This is a genomic window from Streptomyces sp. NPDC101166, assembly GCF_044768125.1.
GTDB lineage: Bacteria > Actinomycetota > Actinomycetes > Streptomycetales > Streptomycetaceae > Streptomyces.
This window is the reverse complement of record NZ_JBIWPF010000012.1, coordinates 261,821-281,550: the sequence shown is the minus strand read 5'-3', so window position 1 is coordinate 281,550 and position 19,730 is coordinate 261,821. Positions and strand designations below refer to the sequence as shown.

23 protein-coding genes and 1 pseudogene are annotated in these 19,730 nt (G+C 72.5%); 12 read left to right on the top strand and 12 right to left on the bottom strand.

The window, feature by feature from the left end:
• Nucleotides 1-82: 82 nt before the first annotated feature.
• The 4 genes from ACIRS4_RS22845 to ACIRS4_RS22830 all read left to right on the top strand — a co-directional run bounded on the left by ACIRS4_RS22845 (nucleotide 83) and on the right by ACIRS4_RS22830 (nucleotide 3,152).
• Nucleotides 83-820: an HdeD family acid-resistance protein gene (locus ACIRS4_RS22845; protein WP_404198888.1), complete on the top strand. Its 738-nt coding sequence runs from the start codon at nucleotides 83-85 to the stop codon at nucleotides 818-820.
• A gap of 572 nt (nucleotides 821-1,392) precedes the next feature.
• Nucleotides 1,393-1,824 (top strand): SHOCT domain-containing protein, encoded by a 432-nt coding sequence (locus ACIRS4_RS22840; protein WP_404198885.1) that lies wholly within the window; start codon nucleotides 1,393-1,395, stop codon nucleotides 1,822-1,824.
• A gap of 47 nt (nucleotides 1,825-1,871) precedes the next feature.
• On the top strand, nucleotides 1,872-2,312 hold the full coding sequence (locus ACIRS4_RS22835; protein ID WP_404198882.1) for a hypothetical protein: 441 nt from the start codon (nucleotides 1,872-1,874) through the stop codon (nucleotides 2,310-2,312).
• Between the two features lie 6 nt (nucleotides 2,313-2,318).
• Nucleotides 2,319-3,152, top strand: coding sequence for a class II glutamine amidotransferase (locus tag ACIRS4_RS22830; RefSeq protein WP_404198880.1), 834 nt, complete (start codon nucleotides 2,319-2,321; stop codon nucleotides 3,150-3,152).
• A gap of 93 nt (nucleotides 3,153-3,245) precedes the next feature.
• On the opposite strand, the gene ACIRS4_RS22825 is transcribed toward ACIRS4_RS22830, so the two are convergent.
• Nucleotides 3,246-4,025: an SDR family NAD(P)-dependent oxidoreductase gene (locus ACIRS4_RS22825; protein WP_404198877.1), complete on the bottom strand. Its 780-nt coding sequence runs from the start codon at nucleotides 4,023-4,025 to the stop codon at nucleotides 3,246-3,248.
• 72 nt (nucleotides 4,026-4,097) lie between these two features.
• Between ACIRS4_RS22825 and ACIRS4_RS22820 the strand changes: the two genes are divergently transcribed.
• Both ACIRS4_RS22820 and ACIRS4_RS22815 read left to right on the top strand, forming a co-directional pair.
• Nucleotides 4,098-4,559, top strand: a complete 462-nt coding sequence (locus tag ACIRS4_RS22820) for a GNAT family N-acetyltransferase (RefSeq protein WP_404198874.1) — start codon at nucleotides 4,098-4,100, stop codon at nucleotides 4,557-4,559.
• Between the two features lie 47 nt (nucleotides 4,560-4,606).
• Nucleotides 4,607-4,825, top strand: coding sequence for a DUF2625 family protein (locus ACIRS4_RS22815; RefSeq protein WP_404198872.1), 219 nt, complete (start codon nucleotides 4,607-4,609; stop codon nucleotides 4,823-4,825).
• Between the two features lie 115 nt (nucleotides 4,826-4,940).
• Here the strand turns inward: ACIRS4_RS22815 and ACIRS4_RS22810 are convergent, their stop codons facing one another.
• Nucleotides 4,941-5,837 (bottom strand): aminoglycoside phosphotransferase family protein, encoded by an 897-nt coding sequence (locus ACIRS4_RS22810; RefSeq protein WP_404198870.1) that lies wholly within the window; start codon nucleotides 5,835-5,837, stop codon nucleotides 4,941-4,943.
• A gap of 93 nt (nucleotides 5,838-5,930) precedes the next feature.
• The gene (locus tag ACIRS4_RS22805; RefSeq protein WP_404198867.1) at nucleotides 5,931-6,596 is read right to left on the bottom strand and encodes an HAD family hydrolase; all 666 of its coding nucleotides are present in this window, start codon (nucleotides 6,594-6,596) and stop codon (nucleotides 5,931-5,933) included.
• Nucleotides 6,597-6,698: 102 nt separating this feature from the next.
• Between ACIRS4_RS22805 and ACIRS4_RS22800 the strand changes: the two genes are divergently transcribed.
• The gene (locus ACIRS4_RS22800; protein ID WP_404198864.1) at nucleotides 6,699-7,316 is read left to right on the top strand and encodes a PadR family transcriptional regulator; all 618 of its coding nucleotides are present in this window, start codon (nucleotides 6,699-6,701) and stop codon (nucleotides 7,314-7,316) included.
• A gap of 78 nt (nucleotides 7,317-7,394) precedes the next feature.
• On the opposite strand, the gene ACIRS4_RS22795 is transcribed toward ACIRS4_RS22800, so the two are convergent.
• The gene (locus ACIRS4_RS22795; protein WP_404198861.1) at nucleotides 7,395-7,823 is read right to left on the bottom strand and encodes an SRPBCC family protein; all 429 of its coding nucleotides are present in this window, start codon (nucleotides 7,821-7,823) and stop codon (nucleotides 7,395-7,397) included.
• 254 nt (nucleotides 7,824-8,077) lie between these two features.
• On the opposite strand from ACIRS4_RS22795, the gene ACIRS4_RS22790 reads away from it, so the two are divergent.
• Nucleotides 8,078-8,707 carry a Clp protease N-terminal domain-containing protein gene (locus tag ACIRS4_RS22790; RefSeq protein WP_404198858.1) on the top strand — a complete coding sequence of 210 codons (630 nt, stop codon included), beginning with the start codon at nucleotides 8,078-8,080 and terminating at the stop codon, nucleotides 8,705-8,707.
• 83 nt (nucleotides 8,708-8,790) lie between these two features.
• Nucleotides 8,791-9,822, top strand: coding sequence for an EamA family transporter (locus ACIRS4_RS22785; protein WP_404198855.1), 1,032 nt, complete (start codon nucleotides 8,791-8,793; stop codon nucleotides 9,820-9,822).
• On the opposite strand, the gene ACIRS4_RS22780 is transcribed toward ACIRS4_RS22785, so the two are convergent.
• A complete protein-coding gene (locus tag ACIRS4_RS22780) occupies nucleotides 9,804-10,505 on the bottom strand; it encodes a pyridoxamine 5'-phosphate oxidase family protein (protein WP_404198852.1) in 702 nt (233 codons plus the stop codon). The genes ACIRS4_RS22785 and ACIRS4_RS22780 overlap by 19 nt on opposite strands.
• A gap of 46 nt (nucleotides 10,506-10,551) precedes the next feature.
• On the opposite strand from ACIRS4_RS22780, the gene ACIRS4_RS22775 reads away from it, so the two are divergent.
• Nucleotides 10,552-11,883 carry an aminotransferase class I/II-fold pyridoxal phosphate-dependent enzyme gene (locus ACIRS4_RS22775; RefSeq protein WP_404198849.1) on the top strand — a complete coding sequence of 444 codons (1,332 nt, stop codon included), beginning with the start codon at nucleotides 10,552-10,554 and terminating at the stop codon, nucleotides 11,881-11,883.
• A 326-nt stretch (nucleotides 11,884-12,209) separates the two neighbouring features.
• Here the strand turns inward: ACIRS4_RS22775 and ACIRS4_RS22770 are convergent, their stop codons facing one another.
• Complete coding sequence (locus ACIRS4_RS22770) at nucleotides 12,210-12,677, bottom strand: pyridoxamine 5'-phosphate oxidase family protein (RefSeq protein WP_404198846.1); 468 nt, start codon at nucleotides 12,675-12,677, stop codon at nucleotides 12,210-12,212.
• A 161-nt stretch (nucleotides 12,678-12,838) separates the two neighbouring features.
• On the opposite strand from ACIRS4_RS22770, the gene ACIRS4_RS22765 reads away from it, so the two are divergent.
• Nucleotides 12,839-13,492 (top strand): cysteine hydrolase, encoded by a 654-nt coding sequence (locus ACIRS4_RS22765; RefSeq protein ID WP_404198844.1) that lies wholly within the window; start codon nucleotides 12,839-12,841, stop codon nucleotides 13,490-13,492.
• Here the strand turns inward: ACIRS4_RS22765 and ACIRS4_RS22760 are convergent.
• Together ACIRS4_RS22760 and ACIRS4_RS22755 are read right to left on the bottom strand one after the other, a co-directional pair.
• Entirely contained in the window at nucleotides 13,479-13,985 is a 507-nt protein-coding gene (locus tag ACIRS4_RS22760; RefSeq protein ID WP_404198842.1) for a Rieske (2Fe-2S) protein, read from the bottom strand. The genes ACIRS4_RS22765 and ACIRS4_RS22760 overlap by 14 nt on opposite strands.
• A 289-nt stretch (nucleotides 13,986-14,274) precedes the next feature.
• The gene (locus ACIRS4_RS22755) at nucleotides 14,275-14,943 is read right to left on the bottom strand and encodes an alpha/beta fold hydrolase (protein ID WP_404198839.1); all 669 of its coding nucleotides are present in this window, start codon (nucleotides 14,941-14,943) and stop codon (nucleotides 14,275-14,277) included.
• A gap of 273 nt (nucleotides 14,944-15,216) precedes the next feature.
• On the opposite strand from ACIRS4_RS22755, the pseudogene ACIRS4_RS22750 reads away from it, so the two are divergent.
• Nucleotides 15,217-15,459: pseudogene (locus ACIRS4_RS22750) on the top strand (zf-HC2 domain-containing protein); the annotation flags it as partial.
• Between the two features lie 26 nt (nucleotides 15,460-15,485).
• On the opposite strand, the gene ACIRS4_RS22745 reads toward ACIRS4_RS22750, so the two are convergent.
• The 4 genes from ACIRS4_RS22745 to ACIRS4_RS22730 are packed head-to-tail and all read right to left on the bottom strand — an operon-like array spanning nucleotide 15,486 to nucleotide 19,676.
• Complete coding sequence (locus tag ACIRS4_RS22745) at nucleotides 15,486-16,316, bottom strand: DUF1295 domain-containing protein (protein WP_404198837.1); 831 nt, start codon at nucleotides 16,314-16,316, stop codon at nucleotides 15,486-15,488.
• A complete protein-coding gene (locus tag ACIRS4_RS22740; protein ID WP_404198834.1) occupies nucleotides 16,313-17,602 on the bottom strand; it encodes a class I SAM-dependent methyltransferase in 1,290 nt (429 codons plus the stop codon). The genes ACIRS4_RS22745 and ACIRS4_RS22740 overlap by 4 nt, the downstream gene beginning before the upstream one ends.
• Nucleotides 17,599-18,375 carry a DUF1365 domain-containing protein gene (locus ACIRS4_RS22735; RefSeq protein WP_404198831.1) on the bottom strand — a complete coding sequence of 259 codons (777 nt, stop codon included), beginning with the start codon at nucleotides 18,373-18,375 and terminating at the stop codon, nucleotides 17,599-17,601. The genes ACIRS4_RS22740 and ACIRS4_RS22735 overlap by 4 nt, the downstream gene beginning before the upstream one ends.
• On the bottom strand, nucleotides 18,372-19,676 hold the full coding sequence (locus tag ACIRS4_RS22730) for an NAD(P)/FAD-dependent oxidoreductase (RefSeq protein ID WP_404198828.1): 1,305 nt from the start codon (nucleotides 19,674-19,676) through the stop codon (nucleotides 18,372-18,374). Before ACIRS4_RS22730 ends, ACIRS4_RS22735 begins: the two co-directional genes overlap by 4 nt.
• Nucleotides 19,677-19,730 lie beyond the last annotated feature (54 nt).

The window sequence follows — 19,730 nt, the reverse complement described above, 5'->3', positions numbered from 1 at the left end:
GGGACGCTGGCGGGGCCACTGCACCGCCGCACAGCGCCCCGCCGGGGCCCATGAACGCTCGCCGACCGCGCGAGGAGGAGCCATGACCGAGCCGCGTGAACCGGCCCCGCAGTACCCGCCCGGCGGGGCGCCCGTCGGGAGGTCGCCAGGGGCGGCGTCGCCGCCGGGGGCATCGGGGACAGGTGCGACGGCGTCGGGCGGTGAGGCGTGGGGCGCCGGGGGAGGGGCCCCGGGGGACCCCGCTCAGTTCCTGGCCGTCCTCGGACGCTCGTGGCTGTGGTTGCTCGGCTCCGCGATCGCCACGCTCGTGCCGGGCGTCATCGTCCTCGTCTGGCCGGAAGGGACTCTCCACGTCCTGGCCGTTCTCATCGGGCTCTACCTTCTGGCGACCGGGGTGTTCCGGTTCGTCGGGGCCTTCGCGCGGGACGATCACGGCGAACGGCTGCCCGGTCTCCTCCTGGCCGTGCTGTACGTGCTCGGCGGGGTGCTGTGCCTGCGGAACCCGTTGCAGACCATCGCCGCGCTCTCGCTGATCGTCGGCGCGGTCTGGCTGGTGTCGGGCATCGTCACCCTCTACACGGCCGTCGCCGCCAAGAACCTGCCCCACCGCGGCATCGTCATCGGCGCCGCCGCGCTCGCCGTCGTCGCGGGCGTCGTCGTACTGGCGCTGCCCACCGAGTCGGCCCGGGCGCTGACCCGGCTGCTCGGCCTGTGGCTCGTCCTGCTGGGCCTGGTCGAGGTGGCGATCGCCCTCGCGTGGCGCGCTGCCGTACGGAGGTCGGGGGTCACGGGGCGACACGGTTCGCCGGGGCCGGATTGAGGAGCGCGCGGTTCCCTTCCGTGCTCTGCCGGGCGCGGCCAGGTCCTCCCGCTCACCCCTCGACCCGGCCGACCAGCGGGGCAGGCACACCCTCGCCAAGCCGCACCGCCTCGCCGACCTGCCGGCCCGGAGCCGCCGGTCGGCAGGTGGGCAGGGGTGGTCGGCAGGTCGGTAGGGGTGGTCGGCATGCTGCGGCTCGTCGACTGCCGCCCGGCAAACCGCCGTCCGGCTTGCTGCCCGCACCGAACCGCCGTCCGGTGGTCCGCCCGCTCGTCGGGCCACTGCCGGCACCCCGCTACCCGCAGGGTCGGCGATCCGGTGCCCGGCAGGGGGTGCTAGCCGGTACCCGGCAGAGGCCTGCCGCCGGGCCGCTGCCCGACCGCCGAAGGCCGGAGCGACGGGCCGTGCCCAGGCCGAGCACGACCGCGGTGCGTGCCGTGCCGCAGGCGGGACGCATCATCACCCGTCCCGGGTGAGGCGGACGTCGCTTGCCGTGCGCACGCTGAGAACCAGACGCACCCCGCATGCGGGGCCCCGCCCGCGTACGGGCCGGCCCGGAACGGAGGACGGACATGAGTGCGCAGACGTACCTCGCCTACGACTATCCGCTGCTGAGCGCCTTCTGGACCATGTTGGTGTTCTTCCTGTGGATCATGTGGTTCGTGCTGCTCTTCCGGGTCGTCATGGACATCTTCCGAGACGACGAACTGAGCGGCGGCGCCAAGGCCGGCTGGCTGATCTTCACGATCCTCCTGCCGTTCCTGGGCGTGTTCGTCTACGTGATCGTCCGCGGCAAGAACATGGGCCGCCGCGAGGCGGCGCAGGCACGCGCCCAGCAGCAGCAGTTCGACAGTTACATCCGCGAGACCGCCAAGGGCGCCGACGCAGGCACGAGCAGCGTCGACGAACTCGCCCGGCTCTCCGAGATCCGCGCCCGCGGCGACATCACGGACGAGGAGTTCCGCAAGGCCAAGCAGCTGGTCCTGAGCGGCTCACACAACTGACCTCACCGCACGATCCACACCGACCGTCACCGAATCGAGGGACCGGCATGACCACACACACCCGGCACACGACGTCGGCCAAGCAGCAGTGGGCCCAGGGCCTGACGGTGTTCGCCGCCGTCCTGCTCATGCTCGCGGGGCTCCTGGACATCTTCCGCGGCATCATGGGGATCGCCGAGGACGACGTCTTCGTCACGACACGGAACTACGTCTTCCAGTTCGACCTCACCGGCTGGGGCTGGATCCACCTGATCCTGGGCGCGATCGCGGTCGTCGTCAGCATGGGCCTGTTCCAGGGAGCGATGTGGGCCCGAGTCGCCGGTATCACCATCGCCGGGCTCATCGTCATCGCCAACTTCCTGTCGCTGCCCTACTACCCGGTCTGGTCCGTCGTGATGATCGCGTTCTCCGGGTTCGTCATCTGGGCGCTGTGCGTGGGCGGCCGCGACGAGTCGGGCGCGTTCGACAGCGCGCCGCGCAACGGGTGACGGCCCATGTGCCGGTGGCTCGCCTACTCGGGCACCCCCGTCCTGCTCGACACCATCCTCTACAAACCCCAGCACTCGCTGATCGACCAGAGCCTGCACTCCCGCATGGGCGTCGAGACGACCAACGGCGACGGCTTCGGCATCGGCTGGTACGAGCAACACGTCGACAGCCCGGCGATCGTCCGGGAGGTCGGCCCGGCCTGGAGCAACCGCAACCTGCGGGAGATCTCGGGGCACGTCAGCTCGCCGCTGTTCTTCGCCCACATCCGCGCCTCCACCGGCAGCGCGGTGCAGCAGACCAACTGTCACCCGTTCCGGCACGGCCGCTGGATGTGGATGCACAACGGGGCGATCGACGAGTTCCACCGCATGCGGCGCGAACTGGCCCTGGCCGTCGACCCGGACCTGTTCCTCGACATCGAGGGCTCGACCGACTCCGAGATGATGTTCTTCCTGGCGCTCACCTTCGGCCTGGAGAAGGATCCGCCGGCCGCGGTCGCCCGGATGGCGGGGTTCGTCGAGCGGACCGGCCATGACAACGGGGTGGAGTTCCCGCTGCAGATGACGGTCGCCGTGACCGACGGCGACCGGGTGTGGGCCTTCCGCTACTCCAGCCAGAAGGCGTCACGCTCCCTCTTCTACAGCACCCGGGTGGACACGCTGCGCGCCCTCCACCCCGACATGGCGTTCCTCCGCGAGATATCCGACGAGACCCGCCTGATCGTGTCCGAGCCCCTGGGCGGTCTGCCCGGGGCCTGGCAGGAGGTGCCCGAGGGCACTTACGGCGTGGTGCAGGCGGGGGGCGACGAGATCCATCCCTTCGTCCCGCAGGCGGCGTAGACCACGACCCGCGCGGCCTGTACCGCCTGTGCCCGCCTACGCCGCCTGCGGACCGGCACGAGGGGTCCGGCGGACGTCACCGGGACGGCGGCCTCAGTGGACGGAGAAGCCGCCGTCCACGAAGACCGACTGCCCGGTGACGTACGCGGAGCCCGGTCCGGCCAGGAACACGGCCGCCCCGGCGAAGTCCTCCGCCAGCCCGTTACGCCCCACCAGCGTGCGCGCGGCGAGCGCCGCGACCCGATCCGGGTCGGACGACAACCGCGCGTTCAACGGGGTCATGACGAAGCCCGGCACCAGCGTGTTGCAGGTGACGCCGTACGGCGACCAGGCCTCGGCCTGCGACCGGGCCAGCGACTCCAGCGCCCCCTTGGAGACCCCGTAGGCGCCGCTCTGGACGAAGGCCCGGTGCGCCTGCTGGGACGAGACGTGGATGATCCGGCCGTAACCGCGCTCGGCCATGCCGGGCCCGAAGCGCCGGCCCAGCAGAAAGGGTGCTTCCAGGTTCACGGCCATGGTGGCGTCCCACACATCGTCTTCGAGTTCGCCCATCGGCGGCCGCAGGTTGATGCCGGCGGAGTTGACGAGGATGTCGGGCTCACCGAACGGCTCCACCGCACGCTCCGCCGCCGCGCGCACCCCGTCCCGGTCGGCGAGGTCGCCGCTCACCCAGGCCGCCCGGCAGCCCTCGGCCGTCAACTCGTCCACGGTGGCGACGAGTTCGGGCTCCCTGCGGGCCACGACCACCACGCTCGCCCCCGCCCGCGCGAGGGCGCCGGCGATGGCCCGGCCGATGCCGGAACTGCCTCCGGTCACCACGGCGACCCGCCCGTCCAGCGAGAACAGTTCGGTGAGATAGCTGTGGGAGATCATTCCCGCACCCTAAGGGCCCAGGGGCGGCCGCCTCCTCACCGGCTGCTCGGAGGCGGCGGATAGGCTCGCCCCATGGACAGTCATGTGGGCGTTCGAGGTGACATCCGTGTGGACATCGTCAGGGAGGCGAGTGGCGAACTCGTCGACGCCTTCGGCCGATTGCTGCCGCAGCTGTCCTCGACGGCGAAGCCGCTCGACGGTGAGGCGGTCGAGCGGATGGTGACGTGCGATGCCAACACGGTGCTCGTGGCTCGGACGTCCGGGACCATCGTCGGCACCCTGACGCTGGTGCTGCTGCCCTTGCCGTCCGGTGTGCGGGCCCGCGTCGAGGACGTGATCGTCGACGTCGAGGCGCGAGGCCGGGGAGTCGCGGCCCTCCTCACCCAGGAGGCCCTGCGCATCGCCCGTGAAGCGGGCGCCAGAACGGCCGACCTCACCTCCCGCCCCGACCGCCCCGCAGCGAACCGCCTCTACGAACGCCTCGGCTTCCGCCCCAGGAACTCCACGGTCTACCGCATCCCGCTCGCCGACTGAACCGATCCACTGGGAGAGACGCCGGGGACGGGTGCGAGCATCCTCGGATGCGAGACATCGACGAGCTGGTCCACGTGGACGACGCGGCGTGGCCAGAACTCTGGCTGCTCTCGGGCCAGTTGGAGACGTTCTACGACGGGCTGCGCCGGCCCGGCTGGCGCGAGGAAGCCGCGGCCCTGGCCTTGTCGGAGGGCATCTCCGTCTACCCGTTCCTGTGGTCCGAGGAGGCCCACGCCGATCTCGCGGCGACAAGCCGTCGGGTGTGACACCACGAGCCGCCACACCCGAACAACCTCCGAACGAGCCGGTCCCCGAGAGGGCGCCCCCAATCCCTGACCGGACGCGACTTCTACCTGCGGAAGCGACCTGCGAACCGCCGCATCACTCCGCCGACTCCAGAATCCGGTCGAGTGTCCGGCGTCCCATGCTGCTCATCGTCGGGTTGGTCTCGGCGTAGTACCAGACGACGCCCATCGCCTGTTCGAACGCCCATGCCTTGCCGCGCTCCCACTCCAGGTCGTCACAGTTCAGTGCCCGTCGGAGCACTTCCCGCGGGCCCGGCTGCAGCAGGTGCCAGGCGCTGACCAGGTCCAGCGCGGGGTCGGCCGCGCCGAAGCCGCCGGTGTCGAGGACGCCGCTGAGCCGGTCTCCCGCGACCAGTACATTGCCGGGGATCAGGTCACCATGGCTCATCACGTCGGCGCCTGTCCGGGGCAGCTCCCGGAACCGGCTCCACAACTGGCGCAGCCGGGGCACATCGAGCAGCCCCTCGCTCTCCTCGAAGCACTGCGCCATCCAGTCGTCGTGGTGGGCGAGAACGCCACCCCGGTTGTCGCCGTTGAAAAGCCGCCCACGCGTCTCGGCGCCCCGCAGGGCCGCGATGAAGGCCGCAAGGTCCTCGGCGAAGGCATTCGACCCGCTCGGGTCTGCCTCGAAGGCGACCGTTCCCGGCAGCCATGTCTGGACCGACCACGGCATGGGGTAACCCGCTCCGGGCTTTCCCAAGGCGACGGGTTCCGGGACGGGGAACCGGGACACCTGTGCCAGCTCCGCACTCGCCTCGGCTTCCTGCTCCAGGACCGCCAGCGCCTCGGAGGCATCGACCCGACGCAGGGGGAAACGCGCGGAAAGGCCGTTTCCGATACGGAAGATGGCGTTGACCGTCCCGGTCGACGGCAGGAGTCGGACTTCCTCGCCGCTCCACTGAGGGAACTGCTCTCGGATCAAGGTCACGACGATGTCGGTGGTCACGTCCACCTGGTCATCGTGCATCGTCATGCGCGCAAGCCCTTCCGCACGTCCGATCCGAAACGCAGGAAGCGGACCGGAACAACTGAGACGACAGTCAGTATTCATGCGCCAGGGTCCGGATCAACTGGGATTTTCGCCCGCTCGGTGTCTTCTGGCCTGGTGGATCGCGTGGGCGGCGTCCTTCGCGATGTGGGTGGGCTGACACGAGCCCTGGGTCCAGGCGCGTCCGTTCGAAACCCACACGCTTCGCAGGCCGAGCGCACCGGCGCCCGCGATGTCGGCGTGGGGTGAGTCGCCGATGACCCACGCGCCCCGCAGGGGGACGCCGACGGCGTCGGCCGCCGCGTGGAAGATCTCCGGTTCCGGTTTCTTGTGGCCGACCGCTTCGGAGACGACCCAGCCCCGGACCAGTCGGTCGAGCCCGGTCTTCCGGATCTTCGCCTCTTGCTGGACGGTGCGGCCGTTGGTGACGACGACGCAAGTCCAGCCGTCGGCCTGGGCTTTGGTCAGCGCCTCGCGGGTCGGCCGAGCCAGGACGACGCGGTCGGCGGCGCCGTCGTCGAGAAGGGCACTGACGGCATCGGCGGGCACCGCGTCGCCGTATCGGGCGGTGAGGGATGCGGCGACTTCGTGACGCGCGGTGTAGCCGCTTGCGTCGATGGCCATCACCCATGCGAGGTCCGAGCCGGGCAGGTGGTGCTCGGCCAGGAAGTCGGCGACGGCGGCGCCGAAGGCGGCATCGCGGTCGACGAGGGTGTTGTCGAGGTCCAGCAGCAACAGCGGCATGCCGGGAGTGGACCACGGGACTGGGCCTTGCCGTAAGAGCGATACCGATATATCGTCGAAGCATCGCGACAGATCAACGATGGAATGAATGGAGTGATGGCGATGCGTTCGCACGGGTTTGAGCGTGGGCATGGACGGGACGAGGGCTTTCGGCGGGGGCGTGGCGGGTTCGACGGGCGGCGCGCGGCGTTCGGTCCCTTCGGGCCCGGGGGGCCGGGTGGGCCCGGAGGCTTCGGGCCGGGTCCCTGGGGCGGGCGGGGGCGTGGGGGGCCCAGGGGGAGGGCGCGGCGGGGGGACGTGCGGGCCTCGATCCTGGCGCTGCTCAAGGAGCGGGCCATGCACGGCTACGAGATGATCCAGGAGATCGCCGAGCGCAGCGGCGGCGCCTGGAAGCCGAGCCCCGGCTCGGTGTACCCGACCCTGCAACTGCTCGAGGACGAGGGGCTGATCAGCAGTGAGTCGGAGGGCGGCAAGAAGCTGTTCTCGCTCACCGATACCGGTCGCGCGGCGGCGGAGGAGGGGCCCGACGCCCCCTGGGAGGAAGCCTCCCGCGGAGTCGACTGGGAGGCGCTCGGTGAGATCCGGCAGGCCGGCTTCGGGTTGATGGAGGCCTTCGGGCAGGTCTGGAAGACCGGCAGCAAAGAGCAGCGCGACAAGGCGCTCGCCGTCGTCAACGAGGCCCGCAAGAAGCTGTACCTCATCCTCGCCGACGAGGGATGACGGGGTCAGGATGAAGCTGGGGGCGCCCCGCGGTACACCGCGGGGCGCTCTCGTGTCCCCGGCCTCGGCGTGCCGGGGTCAGGTCACCAGGCCGCCGAGCTTGCGCAGGGACTCGTTCAACGCCGCCGTCCCCGAGTCCTTGAGTCTGCCCGCCATGATCGACACGGCGGCGCCCGTGAACTCGCCGTCGATGCGGACCGTCGTCGCGTCGCCGTCGGGGGTGAGGGTGTAGCGCGTGGCGACGTTCACCGCCATCGGGCCCTTGCCGCGGATGGCCAGCACCCGGGCCGGCGTCAGCTCCGCCACCGTCCACTCGACCTCGGCCGGGAAGCCCATGAGCTTCATGTTCTCCTGGAAGGTCGCGCCCACCTCCAGGCTGCTCGGGCCGCCCTCGGGGAAACTGGTGTGGGTCGCGTTCCACTCCCCGTATGCCGACCAGTCCGTGAGCCGGGCCCACACCTTCTCGGCCGGCGCCTCGATACGGGCCTCCGCGCTGACTTCGGCCATACGACCACCTCTTCGTGTCCGGCGACTCGGGCTTGGCTGCGGTGTCGCGGAACGTAGCCGCCGGACCGCCAACATTCAATACTGACGAACCGTCAGGAAGTGCGGCGTACAGGCGGCGCGCCCGCACGGTGACAAAGCGGCTGAATCTCATCCCTGAGGAGGAGACGCCGCGCGCCCTGGTCCACTCAGCGCGGCACCCGAGAATGCTTCCCTCAGGGGATGACCGGGTCCGCCGGGACTGATGAGGTGGACAGGTGCCACCCCGTACTCCCCGGCAGCCGTCCCCCGACCGGACGGCGCGCGCCATGGACGACGACGCCGGGTTCAGCGCGGAGCTGACGGCGACGCTGGACAGCGCGCGCCGGCGCGCGGTCCGCGACGGTGACCGGCAGATCGACACCGCGCACCTCCTGCACTCCCTCCTGGAACACGACCCACAGGTCCGCGCCGTCGTCGCCGAGGGCTCCCAGCTCGCCCGGCTCCTCGGCTACCTCGTCCAGCGCAGCATCGGCTACGGCCTGCGCTGGCGGAGCGGCGTCGAGGACTCCGGCGCCCTGCCCCTCGCCACCGCCGCAGTCACCGGCCCCCGAGCCGCCGCCGCCCGGGCCGCGCCCACCGCGCGCCCCGGCATGGAGGGCTTCTCGCCCCTCGCCTCCGCCGCGCTCGACCACGCGCGCGCACGGGCCGCCGCCCGGCATGCCGAGGGCCGCGCCCTCCCGGGGGAGCCGGCGCGTGGCGTGGACCTCCTCACGGCGATCGTCGCCGACCCCGAGGCCCGCGCGGTGGAGGTCCTCGTCCGCGCCGGCGTCGATCCGCTCGCCCTGTGCGCCCGCGTCGAGGCAGGTCCTGACGCCCGGCTCCCCGACGGCGGAAGCACCTGCTGACGGGGGGACGCGCACAACGATCCCGTCCGGCCGGTGAGACAGGTGTCAACGGGGGTGACGCTCATGTCGTCGCCTGTCATCATGTGCCGGTGCGTACCTCTGTGAACAGTCAGGGCAATGGCGGAAAGGGCCTCGGGCCCGGTCTGGCGATCGCGTCGGCCATCGCCTTCGGCAGTTCCGGGGTCGCGGCCAAGCCGCTGATCGAGGCGGGACTCGACCCGCTGCACGTGGTGTGGCTGCGCGTGGCCGGCGCGGCCCTGGTGATGCTGCCCCTCGCCGTCCGCCACCGCTCGCTCCTGCGCCGCCGCCCCGCGCTGCTCGCCGGGTTCGGACTGCTCGCCGTGGCCGGCGTCCAGGCCTTCTACTTCGCCGCCATCTCCCGCATCCCCGTCGGCGTGGCTCTGCTCGTCGAGTACCTCGCGCCCGCGCTCGTGCTCGGCTGGGTGCGGTTCGTGCAGCGACGGCCGGTGGCGCGGGCCGCCGCGTTCGGAGTGGTCCTCGCGGTGGGCGGGCTCGCCTGCGTCGTCGAGGTGTGGGCGGGGCTGAGCTTCGACGTCCTCGGGCTGCTCCTCGCGCTCGGCGCGGCCGGCTGCCAGGTCGGCTACTTCCTCCTCTCCGACCAGGGCAGCGACTCCGCCGACGGCGCCCCGGACCCGCTCGGCGTCATCGCGTACGGCCTCCTGGTCGGCGCCGCCGTGCTGACGGTCGTCGCCCGCCCCTGGGCCATGGACTGGTCGGTGCTCGATCACTCCGCCGCCATGGACGGCGCCCGCGTTCCGGCCTGGCTGCTGCTCGCGTGGATCGTGCTGATCGCCACGGTCGTCGCCTACGTCACCGGAGTGATCTCCGTGCGCCGGCTGTCCCCGCAGATCGCGGGTGTCGTCGCCTGCCTGGAGGCGGTCATAGCGACCGTCCTGGCCTGGGTCCTGCTCGGCGAGCACCTCTCGGCGCCGCAGATCGCGGGCGGCGCGGTGGTCCTGCTGGGCGCGTTCATCGCCCAGTCGTCCACCCCGGCCAGGAACTCCGGCGAACCCGTGACCGGCGGCAGCCCCGAACGGGAGCTGGCCGCCCGGGAGACGGCCAACCCGCCGAGTCGTCACAACCGGCTCAGATAGTCGGGCAGTTCCGTGTCCGGGTGGAGGTCGGCGTCGGGCAGCGGGGTGTCGTAGCCCTTGCGCAGGGGCAGTACGCCTGCCCAGTGCGGGAGGGCGAGGTCCTCGGGCTCGTCGTTCACGCCGCCGGTGCGGATCTTGGCCGAGACCTCGGCGAGGTCGATGCGGAGGACCGCCGTCGCGGCCAGCTCCTTCTTGTCGGCCGGCCGGGAGTCGGCGGCCCGGCCGGGGACGACGTGGTCGACCAGGGCGTCGAGGGCGGTGCGCTTCTCCTCCGGGTCGGTCACGTCGTGTGCCACGCCGTGCACCACCACGCTGCGGTAGTTGATCGAGTGGTGGAAGGCGGAACGGGCCAGGACCAGGCCGTCCACGTGCGTCACCGTGAGGCACACCGGCAGCCCCGCGTCGGCCCGCCCCGTCATCCGCAGCGGGCGCGAGCCCGTCGAGCCGTGCACGTAGAGGGTCTCGCCGACCCGGCCGTACAGCGTCGGGAGCACCACCGGCGCGCCGTCGCGGACGAAGCCGAGATGGCAGACGTAGCCCTCGTCGAGGAGCGCGTGCACCAGGTCCTTGTCGTACGACGCCCGCTCCGGGGCCCGCGTCGGGACCGTGCGGCCGGTCGGGGCGTAGGCGGCGGCCTCGGACCTCGTGGTCGTCGCCCCCGTCGGCTGAGTGGACCCCTGCATGGCGATCTCCTTGCGATCGTTATTGCACTAGTGCATAATGTCGTTTGTGCTAGGAGATTATCCCTTCACCGGGCGTCGCGCAGCAGAGATTTCCGCGAGCATCGAGCAGGCGGTGGGCGCCGGGGAGTTGGAACCCGGGCAACTCCTCCCGCCCATGAGGGAGTTGGCGGATCTTCTCGGGGTGAACCCGAACACCGTCGCGGCCGCCTACCGCACGCTGCGCGAACGCGGTGTGATCGAGACCGACGGCCGGCGGGGCAGCCGGGTGCGTGCGAAGCCGGCGACCACCGGGCGTGAGTTCATCCGCGTGGAGGTGCCCGAGGGCGTGCGGGATGTGTCCACCGGCAATCCCGACCCGACACTGCTGCCGGCGCTCGCGCCGGCCTTCGCGTGGGCCGCCGAGCGTGGCGACCGGGAGCCGGTCCTGTACGGGCACGAGCCCGTGGACCCCGAACTGGCCCGTCTGGCCCGGGCCGACTGGGAGGCGGACGGTGTGCCGGCCGGGCCCGTCGCCGTCACCTCCGGGTCGCTCGACGCCGTCGAGCGCGTGCTCGCCGTCCATCTGAGGCCCGGTGACACGGTCGCCGTCGAGGACCCCGGCTGGGGCTCGCTGCTCGACCTCGTCCCGGCGCTCGGGCTGCGCACGGCACCCGTCGGCGTCGACGACGACGGGCCGCTGCCCGAGGACGTCGCCCGCGCGCTGGAGGGCGGCGCCCGCGCCCTGATCGTCACCGACCGGGCGCAGAACCCGACCGGCGCCGCGGTGAGTGCCGCACGCGCGCGTGCGTTGCGCGCCGTGCTGCGGCGGCATCCGGGGACCCTGCTCGTCGAGGACGACCACGGCCACCGGATCGTCGACGTGCTCCTGCACCCCCTCGCCGGCGCCACCCGGCACTGGGCCTTCGTCCGGTCCGCCGCCAAGGCCTACGGCCCCGATCTGCGGCTCGCCGTCCTCACCGGGGACGAGATCACCCTCGACCGGGTCCGCGGACGTCAGCGACTCGGGCCCGGCTGGGTCAGCCGGATCACCCAGCGGGCGGTGGCGCGGCTGTGGGCCGACGGCGCGGTGGACGCGGGGGAGGTCGCGGCGGCGTACGGGCGGCGGCGCGACGCGCTGATCGCGGCGCTGGCCGAGCGGGGGGTGGCCGCACGGGGGCGCAGCGGGATGAACGTGTGGGTTCCCGTGCCGGACGAGACGGGGGCGGTGGCCCGGTTGCTGCAGGCCGGGTGGGCTGTCGCGCCGGGCGCGCGGTTTCGGCTGGCCTCGCCCGCGGGGGTACGGGTGACCGTGTCCGCGGTGGAGGAAGGGGAGGTGGGGGAGTTGGCGTCCGCGGTGGCGTCCGCGGTGCGGGTGTCGCCGGGACGGGGATACGTCTAGGGCCGATGCGGTCAGCGGGGCGCGTTGTGCTGGTCGCGTGGTGTGGTGCGGGTGCGCTGTGCTGGTCGCGTGGTGTGGTGCGGGTGCGCTGTGCTGGTCGCGTGGTGTGGTGCGGGTGCGCTGTGGCTGGTCGCGCAGTTCCCCGCGTCCCTTTACGTCGGGTCAGTCGTCCCGCGTTTTCCCGGTCGGGCCCGTGCCCGTTCGCGTCGGGCTGACCGTCCCGCGTTTCCCGTTCGCGGCGCGCCCGTTGACGACGGATCGGAGGATCCGCGGGGGTGCCTGTTCCTCGCCCACACCCGGCGATGCCAGGTGTGGGCGAGGTGGCGTCATCTGTCGGCCAGCTTGCGGAAGTCCCAGGAGACGGTCTTCTCGGGGCGCAGCCGGACCCACGCGTGCCGTCCGTCGTGAGGCATCGCGTTCAGGCCGAAGTTCTTGCGGGCGAACAGCGTCTCCACGGCGTCGAGTTCGGCGCACAGCTCGCCGGTGCGCGGGATCTCGCCCACGAACTCGGCGGTGCCGGACAGCTCCACGCCCCGCAGCGAGTCGTACTCCTCGCCCGAGTCGATCACGATCGCGACCCGGGGATCACGCCGCAGGTCGGCCCACCGCTTGCTGCGCACCACCGAGTACAGCCACAGTGCCGAGCCGTCCCACAGGAACCACAGGGCACTCACGTGCGGGGCGCCGTCGGCGGAGACGGTCGCGACCCGGCAGGTGCGCTGGAAGGTGAGGAACGCGTCCAGCTCTCCCGGGGTCATCATGATCTTCCGGCCCCGGCGCTGAGTCACGGTCATCCGGCCCTCTTTTCTGTTCTCTTCTCTCACGTCGCGCCAGAGCCAGACTCTGACGGCACGTCAAAAAAGGATGCTTCCCCAAAGGATGAGTGTTCTTCCCTGCTCACGCAACGGTGGCTATTCTCACCCGACTTCACTTCCGCCGGCCGCCCGGAGGAGCCATGCCGTCGCACGGAGCACTCGGTGACCTCCTCGTCCCCGAGCACACCGTCCTGCTGACCGTCGAATGCCAGCAGGGCGTCGTCGGTCCCGCCGCCGCGCTCCCCGAACTCGCCCGTGCCGCACGGGAGTCGGGTGCGCTCACGAACGTCGCCCGGCTCGTCGCCGGCGCGCACGCGAGCGGTGTCCAGGTGCTGCACGCCGTCGCCGAACGCCGCCCGGACGGCCGGGGATCCAGCCGCAACGCCCGGCTGTTCCGCGCCGCCGATCGCCTCCCCGTGCGGCAACTCCCCGGTACGGACGCGGTCCGCGTGGCGCCCCCCGTCGAGGTCGCCGCGGAGGATCTCGTCGTACGGCGTCTGCACGGGCTGTCGCCGATCCAGGGCACCGACGTCGACGCCCTGCTGCGCAACCTGGGCTGCCGCACCCTGGTCGTCGCCGGCGTCTCCGCCAACGTGGCGATCCCCAACGCCGTCTTCGACGCCGTCAACCGGGGTTACACCGCCGTCGTGCCGGCCGACGCCATCGCGGGGGTGCCTTCGGAGTACACCCCCGCGATGATCCGCCACACCCTCGCGTTGGTCGCCACGGTCGCGACCACCGACGAGGTACTGGCCTGCTTCGAGCGAGCGGACGGCGGCGTCAGGCCAGGGTGATGGAGTCCCCGCTGACCTTGATCTGCACCTCGGGCAGCGGCTTCTTCGCCGGACCGCTCTTCACGCTGCCGTCCGTGATCGAGAAGTTGCTGTTGTGGCACGGGCAGTTGATGACACCGTCGGCGATGCTCTTCACCGCGCAGCCCGCGTGGGTGCACACGGACGAGAACGCCTTGAACTGACCCGCCGACGGCTGCACGACGACGACCTTCTTGTCCTCGAAGACCTTTCCGCCGCCCTGCGGGATCTCGGCGGTCGTGGTGAGCGCCGCACCGCCCGCGCCGCCGGTGCTCGCCGACGAACCGCCGGTCGAACCGGCGGAGCCCGCGGCTCCGGCGGTGCCCGCACCGGCCGACGAGTTCGACGAACCCGACGCGTCGTCGTCGGAGCCACCGCACGCGGTCAGCGCGACGGCGAGCCCGGCGGCTCCGGCGGCCGCCACCACGGCACGACGGGCGGGTCCGGACGCGGGATTCAGGGATGCGCTGGTCATGCTGGGGTTTCCCTTCGGGGGACGATCGGTGATCTGTCGAGATGTACGGGCCACGGACGCCCCTTGTTCAGCGCCCGCCACAACTGCGGACAGTGCCAAGAGACTGACCCCGCCGAGGTCAGCGGGGCGTAAGAGCTCCGGACAAAAGTGGAGCCCGGCTCGCGCTCCACTTTTGTCGGGAGCTCTAAGCCAGAGCTGTCCGGGAGCTGTCACCGACCGGGGGCGGCCCGCCGGGGCACGGAAAGCGACCGCCGGTCCCGGCGGTCCCACGGCTCCGCGCCCCGTACGGTCACCCGGCGGACAGCATGCCCGCCACCGTGGACGCCGTCCTGCGGTGCCATATCCCGCTGTGGCGGAGCATGGCGTGGTCCCCGTCCGGCATCAGCACGGCTTCGGCCCGGGCGCCCGCCGCCCGGGCCCGCTCGACGAACGCCAGGGACGCCCCCGGGGCGGTGACCCGGTCCCGGTCCCCGTGGAGCACAACGATCCGCTTGCCCCGCAGATGCTCCACGGGCTCCCCGGGCGGGCACCAGGGAGCCAGGGCCAGCACCCCCCGCACCTGGGGCGCCGCCGCGGCGCGCAGGGCAGCGCGGCCGCCCATCGAGTGCCCCACCAGCACCACCGGGACGTCCCCCGCGACACGGGTGAGTTCGCTCAGCGCCCGGTGGACGTCCTTCAGCGTGTCGGCTGCGGAGCCGTTCCACCCCCGCAGCCGGTAGCGCACCTCGCCCAGCAGGACGTCGTCGGGCACCTCCCGGGCGACGGCGCGCACGAAGGGCCTCATCCGGACCGCGGCGAGTTGCCAGGGCCGGGAGGGGGCAAAGCTGTCGGCCCGGCCGCCGTGCAGGAACAGCACGGCGGCACGCGCCGCGGGCGTGGCCCGGCGCGTCACCAGCGCCGACGCCCGGTCCTGCGCGGTGCCCTCCCCGGCCTGCCGGGTCTGCTCGTGCTCGGTCATCCGTCCTCCTCACAGGTCGTCCCGTCCCCCGGCCGTCCTGCCGCCCCGGTCCCGAAATCGGGCCTCCTGGCGCGCGGCCGCCCGAGCAGTCTGACGTCGTCCGGGATTTCATGGGAGAAGGACCAATCCGCGACCGCCCCGGTATCGGAATACGTTCGGAGATGTGCCGACCCCGGAGGACCACGTGAGACACGCCGTACACATCGGCAGAGACCCATCGGCGTCACCTGACCTTCAGGGGCTGATGAACCGGGTGGCCCTCGGGGTGACGGCGTGACGGCCGCCGATCTTCACATGCTGACGGGCGCCTACGCCCTGCACGCCCTGTCCGACGACGAACGCGAGGCGTTCGAGCGGCACCTCGCCGAGTGCGGGAGCTGCGCGCGGGAGACCGCCGAGCTTGCGGCCACCGCGGCCCGGCTGGGGATGGCGGTGGCCCGGACGCCCCGCCCGGCGATGCGCGAGGAGGTGCTGCGCCGGGTCACCGCCGTACGACAGCTGACGCCCGATCCGCCACCCTGAGCCGGAGGGAACGCGCCGGCTCAGCGGCGCGCGCCGGTCTTCGGACGAGACGCCGTTCTCTTGGGCGGCCGCGGGAAGAAACCGCTGGTCCGGGCCGCGTACTCGGCGTAGCCCGGACGGTTTGCCATCCGGCGTTCGAGCAGCCGCTGTCCGCTGCCCTTGGTCAGCAGCAGGCTCATCACCACCGGGGAGACGACGGTGACGGCAGCCGCCGCGCCGGAGTCGCAGGCGATCAGATACAGACCCCACCACACGCAGAAGTCGCCGAAGTAGTTGGGATGGCGCGTGTAGCGCCACAGACCCTGGTCCATGATCCGGCCCTTGTGCGCCGTATCCGCCTTGAAACGGGCGAGCTGGGCGTCCCCGACCGCTTCGAAGAACAGACCGACCGCCCACAGTAGCGTCCCTGCCACGGCCCACGCCGACATGGGCCCGGTGACGTACTGCGCGGCCTGCACGGGGAGCGAGACGAGCCACACCAGCGCACCCTGGAGCAGGTACACCTTCCGCAGGGCGTACAGGTTCCGGTCGCCGGGCGCCTTGGCGAGCAGGTCCTCGTAGCGGGGGTCCTCGCCGTGCCCGCGCCCCCGCCGGGCGATGTGCACCGCCAGCCGCACGCCCCACACCGCGGTCAGCGCGGTCACCAGCAGGCGCCGGCCCAGGTCGCCGTGGTCGGCGGACGCCACGAAGGTCACCAGCGCGACCGCCGTGAAGGCGAGCCCCCAGGCGGCGTCGACGATCCGGTGGACGCCCTTGCGCACGGCGACGGCGAAGGTGACCAGCATGACGGCGAGAGCCGCGCCGGCCGCCCAGGCCAGATTGACGGCGAACGCCGCCCAGGTGAAGGTCATCGGGAGGCCTCCTTGGTCAACAGGTACTGCTGCACGTCGAGGTATCCGGAGCGGAAGCCCGCCTCGGAGTAGGCCAGGTAGAAGGTCCACATACGGCGGAACGTGGCGTCGAAGCCGAGCGCGGCCACGTCGTCCGCCCGGTCGGCGAACCGCTCCCGCCACAGCCGCAGCGTCTCGGCGTAGTGCTCGCCGTAGGCGTCCCGGCGGGCCACGCGCAGCGCGGTGTGGTCGCGGACCGTCTCCGCCACCGCCTCCACGGAAGGCAGCAGCCCCCCGGGGAAGACGTACTTCTGGATCCAGGTGAAGGTGTCGCGGGAGGCCAGCATGCGGTCGTGCGGCATGGTGATGGCCTGGAGGGCGACCTTGCCGCCGGGGACCAGCAGGTCGTCCAGCGCGCCGAAGTAGACCGGCCAGAACTCCGCACCCACGGCCTCCACCATCTCGACGCTCACGACGGCGTCGTACGCGCCGCGCGCTTCGCGGTAGTCGCGCAGCTCGACGCGGACCCGGTCGGTGAGGCCCGCCGCGGCGACGCGCTCCAGCGCCAGGTCGCGCTGTTCCCGGGACAGGGTGAGCGAGGTGACGTGCGCGCCGCGCGCGGCGGCGCGGATGGCCAGTTCTCCCCAGCCGGTGCCGATCTCCAGCAGCCGCGTCCCCTCGCGCACGTCCGCCAGGTCGAGCAGTCGGTCGATCTTGCGGTGCTGGGCGGTGGGCAGCAGGTCCCAGGCGGCGGGGAGGCCGTCGAAGAGGGCCGCCGAGTAGGTGAGCGTGTCGTCCAGGAAGAGGGCGAAGAGGTCGTTGGACAGGTCGTAGTGGCGGCTGATGTTGTCGCGGGCCCCACCGGGGGTGTTGCGCTCGGAGTCCGGCCGGCGCAGCGCCCACAGACCGCGCAGCCGTTGCAGGGGGCGGGGGATCAGCCGGGCCGCGTTCCCGGCGAGCACCGTGAGGACGGCGACGAGGTCGGGCGCGTCCCACTCGCCGGCCATGTACGACTCGCCGAAGCCGACCGTGCCCTGGCTGCCGATCCTGGCGTGGAAAGCCTTCGCGTCGCGGACGTCCATGACGGGGCCGCCCGCGCCGATCGAGGAGCCGTCCGGGAAGCGCACGTGCAGGGGCAGATCGCGCAGGGCACGGCGTACGACGGCCGCGGTGACCGCGGTCCGGGCCCACGAGGCGTCCGGCGGCACGGCAACGTCGGGCCAGCGCGCCCGGTCGACGGCGAAGGCGCGCGGACGCGCGGTCACGGTCCGCCCCGCGGGGGCGGGTCGGGGGTCGGCGGTCCTCATGCGGCGTTCTCCGGGTTCTCGCGGCGGTCTCGCTGGTCGGGATCGGGGCCTTCAGGGGCGGACACGGGAGCGGGGCGGGGCTGCACCGGCAGTCCCCGCAGATACAGGCGGACGCCGTGCAGCCGGATGGCGGCCGACACGGCGAGCGTCGACCAGGGACGGCGCACCGCCAGACGCAGCACGGCGCCCGCGGACACCTCGCGCCGAACCCCTCGCACGGTGGCGGTGAAGGGCCTGCCGCCTTCCCGCTCCAGGTGCACGGTCAGGTCGAGCCGGTCCTGCGGGCGGGGCAGTCGCATGCGGTAGCGGCCGTCGACCGGGAAGAAGGGGGAGACGTAGAACTCCTTGTCGGCGATCGCCGTCCCGGACGCGTCCGGGCGCAGCAGGTAGCAGTGGCGCCCGCCGTAGGTGTTGTGGACCTCGGCGACCACACAGCGCGCGGAACCGTCGGGGCCGTGGCACCAGTACAGGGTGAGCGGGTTGAACACATGGCCGAGCACGCGCGCGTGGGTGAGCATGACGACCGGGCCGCCCTCGAGGCGCACCCCCTGGGAGGCGAGGAACGCGTCCAGCCCCGCGCGCAGGGACGGTTGGTCGCCGGTGAAGTGGTCGCGCGGGTCGAAGCGCGCCAACGGCCTGACCAGGCGCGGAAGTCGGGGCGGGCGGTCGGGGTCGATCAGCCACATGTAGGTGCGGTGGCGCAGCGCGTACCGCAGGGGCGCGGATCGCACGTGGGTGATCGTGCACGGGTACAGAGCGGACGCGGAGCTCACCAGCGCACCCCCAGCGCCGCGGCGGCCGTCACACCGGAGCGGCAGCCGTCCTCGTGGAAGCCCCAGCCGTGGTAGGCGCCCGCGAACGCGGTGACGGAGCTGTTCAGTTCGGGCAGCCGCTGCTGCGCGGCGACCGACTCGGGCGTGTAGACGGGGTGTTCGTACACCATGCGGGCGAGCACCCGCTGCGGGTCCACCCGGTCCTGCGCGCCCAGGGAGACGACGTAGCGCTCGGGTGCGTCGAGCCGTTGCAGACGGTTCATGTCGTAGCTGACCCGCACCCGGTCGGCGCCGGCCTCGCACGACGGCATCAGGTAGTTCCACGAGGCGCGGGCGCCCCGGGAGCGGGGCAGCAGCGCGGTGTCGGTGTGCAGGAGCGTCGTGTTGCGCGAGTAGCGGAACGCGCCCAGCACGTCCTTCTCCAGCGGGGTGGCGTCGGCCAGCAGACTCAGCGCCTGGTCGGGGTGGGTGGCGACCACCACGGCGTCGTACGACTCCGTGGCGCCGGCGTGCGTCGTGACGTCGACGCCGTCGGGGTGCCGCCGCACCGCCCGGACCGGCGTCGCCGTGCGCACCGCGTGCAGCCGGTCCGCCACCCGCTCGACATAGGCGCGCGAGCCGCCCGTGACGGTGCGCCAGGTGGGGGAGCCGCTCACGGAGAGCATGCCGTGGTGCTCCAGGAAGCGGAACAGGTAGGCGGCCGGGTAGCGTCGGGCGGTGGCGGCGTCGCAGGACCAGACCGCCGACACCACCGGGGTCATGAAGTGGGCGCGGAAATAAGGCGAGAAGCCCTGCCGGTCGAGGAACTCGCCCAGTGTCGTGGCGCTTTCGTCCCGCCGGGCGAGGTGCCTGCGGGCCGCCCGGTGGAAGACGGGGACCTCGGCGAGCATCCGCAGATACGCTCCGCGCAGGGCGTTGCCCGGCCGGGCGAACAGACCCGCCGGCCCGCGGGCGCCCGCGTACTCCAGGCCGCACCCCTCGCACCGCACCGACATGCTCATCTCCGACTCCTGGGTGGCGACGCCGAGCTCGCCGAACAGGCGCAGGAGCTTGGGATAGGTGCGGCGGTTGTGCACGATGAAGCCGGAGTCGACATGCCTCCGTGCGCCGTCCCGCGAGGTCAGCTCGTGCGTGTGGGCGTGACCGCCGAGCCGGTCGTCGGCCTCGTAGAGCGTGACGTCGTGGGCGCGGGCGAGGACGTACGCGGCGGTCAGGCCGGCGACCCCGCTGCCGACGACGGCCGTACGCCGCCGCCCCCGCCGGACGTCACCGTCCGACCCGTCCCGTGACACCCCTGACATCGCTGCTCCCTCCGGCCGGCCGCGTACTCCCTCTCGGGTGTATTCCGGACCTGG

Coding starts and splice junctions, on each gene's coding strand:
- ACIRS4_RS22820 (WP_404198874.1), top strand. CDS start 4,098: ATGGACAGTCATGTGGGCGTTCGAGGTGACATCCGTGTGGACATCGTC.
- ACIRS4_RS22810 (WP_404198870.1), bottom strand. CDS start 5,837: ATGACGATGCACGATGACCAGGTGGACGTGACCACCGACATCGTCGTG.
- ACIRS4_RS22795 (WP_404198861.1), bottom strand. CDS start 7,823: ATGGCCGAAGTCAGCGCGGAGGCCCGTATCGAGGCGCCGGCCGAGAAG.
- ACIRS4_RS22780 (WP_404198852.1), bottom strand. CDS start 10,505: ATGCAGGGGTCCACTCAGCCGACGGGGGCGACGACCACGAGGTCCGAG.
- ACIRS4_RS22730 (WP_404198828.1), bottom strand. CDS start 19,676: ATGTCAGGGGTGTCACGGGACGGGTCGGACGGTGACGTCCGGCGGGGG.
- ACIRS4_RS22745 (WP_404198837.1), bottom strand. CDS start 16,316: ATGACCTTCACCTGGGCGGCGTTCGCCGTCAATCTGGCCTGGGCGGCC.
- ACIRS4_RS22825 (WP_404198877.1), bottom strand. CDS start 4,025: ATGATCTCCCACAGCTATCTCACCGAACTGTTCTCGCTGGACGGGCGG.
- ACIRS4_RS22840 (WP_404198885.1), top strand. CDS start 1,393: ATGAGTGCGCAGACGTACCTCGCCTACGACTATCCGCTGCTGAGCGCC.
- ACIRS4_RS22760 (WP_404198842.1), bottom strand. CDS start 13,985: ATGACCAGCGCATCCCTGAATCCCGCGTCCGGACCCGCCCGTCGTGCC.
- ACIRS4_RS22805 (WP_404198867.1), bottom strand. CDS start 6,596: ATGCCGCTGTTGCTGCTGGACCTCGACAACACCCTCGTCGACCGCGAT.
- ACIRS4_RS22765 (WP_404198844.1), top strand. CDS start 12,839: ATGCCGTCGCACGGAGCACTCGGTGACCTCCTCGTCCCCGAGCACACC.
- ACIRS4_RS22800 (WP_404198864.1), top strand. CDS start 6,699: ATGCGTTCGCACGGGTTTGAGCGTGGGCATGGACGGGACGAGGGCTTT.
- ACIRS4_RS22740 (WP_404198834.1), bottom strand. CDS start 17,602: ATGAGGACCGCCGACCCCCGACCCGCCCCCGCGGGGCGGACCGTGACC.
- ACIRS4_RS22835 (WP_404198882.1), top strand. CDS start 1,872: ATGACCACACACACCCGGCACACGACGTCGGCCAAGCAGCAGTGGGCC.
- ACIRS4_RS22830 (WP_404198880.1), top strand. CDS start 2,319: ATGTGCCGGTGGCTCGCCTACTCGGGCACCCCCGTCCTGCTCGACACC.
- ACIRS4_RS22815 (WP_404198872.1), top strand. CDS start 4,607: ATGCGAGACATCGACGAGCTGGTCCACGTGGACGACGCGGCGTGGCCA.
- ACIRS4_RS22845 (WP_404198888.1), top strand. CDS start 83: ATGACCGAGCCGCGTGAACCGGCCCCGCAGTACCCGCCCGGCGGGGCG.
- ACIRS4_RS22755 (WP_404198839.1), bottom strand. CDS start 14,943: ATGACCGAGCACGAGCAGACCCGGCAGGCCGGGGAGGGCACCGCGCAG.
- ACIRS4_RS22770 (WP_404198846.1), bottom strand. CDS start 12,677: ATGACCGTGACTCAGCGCCGGGGCCGGAAGATCATGATGACCCCGGGA.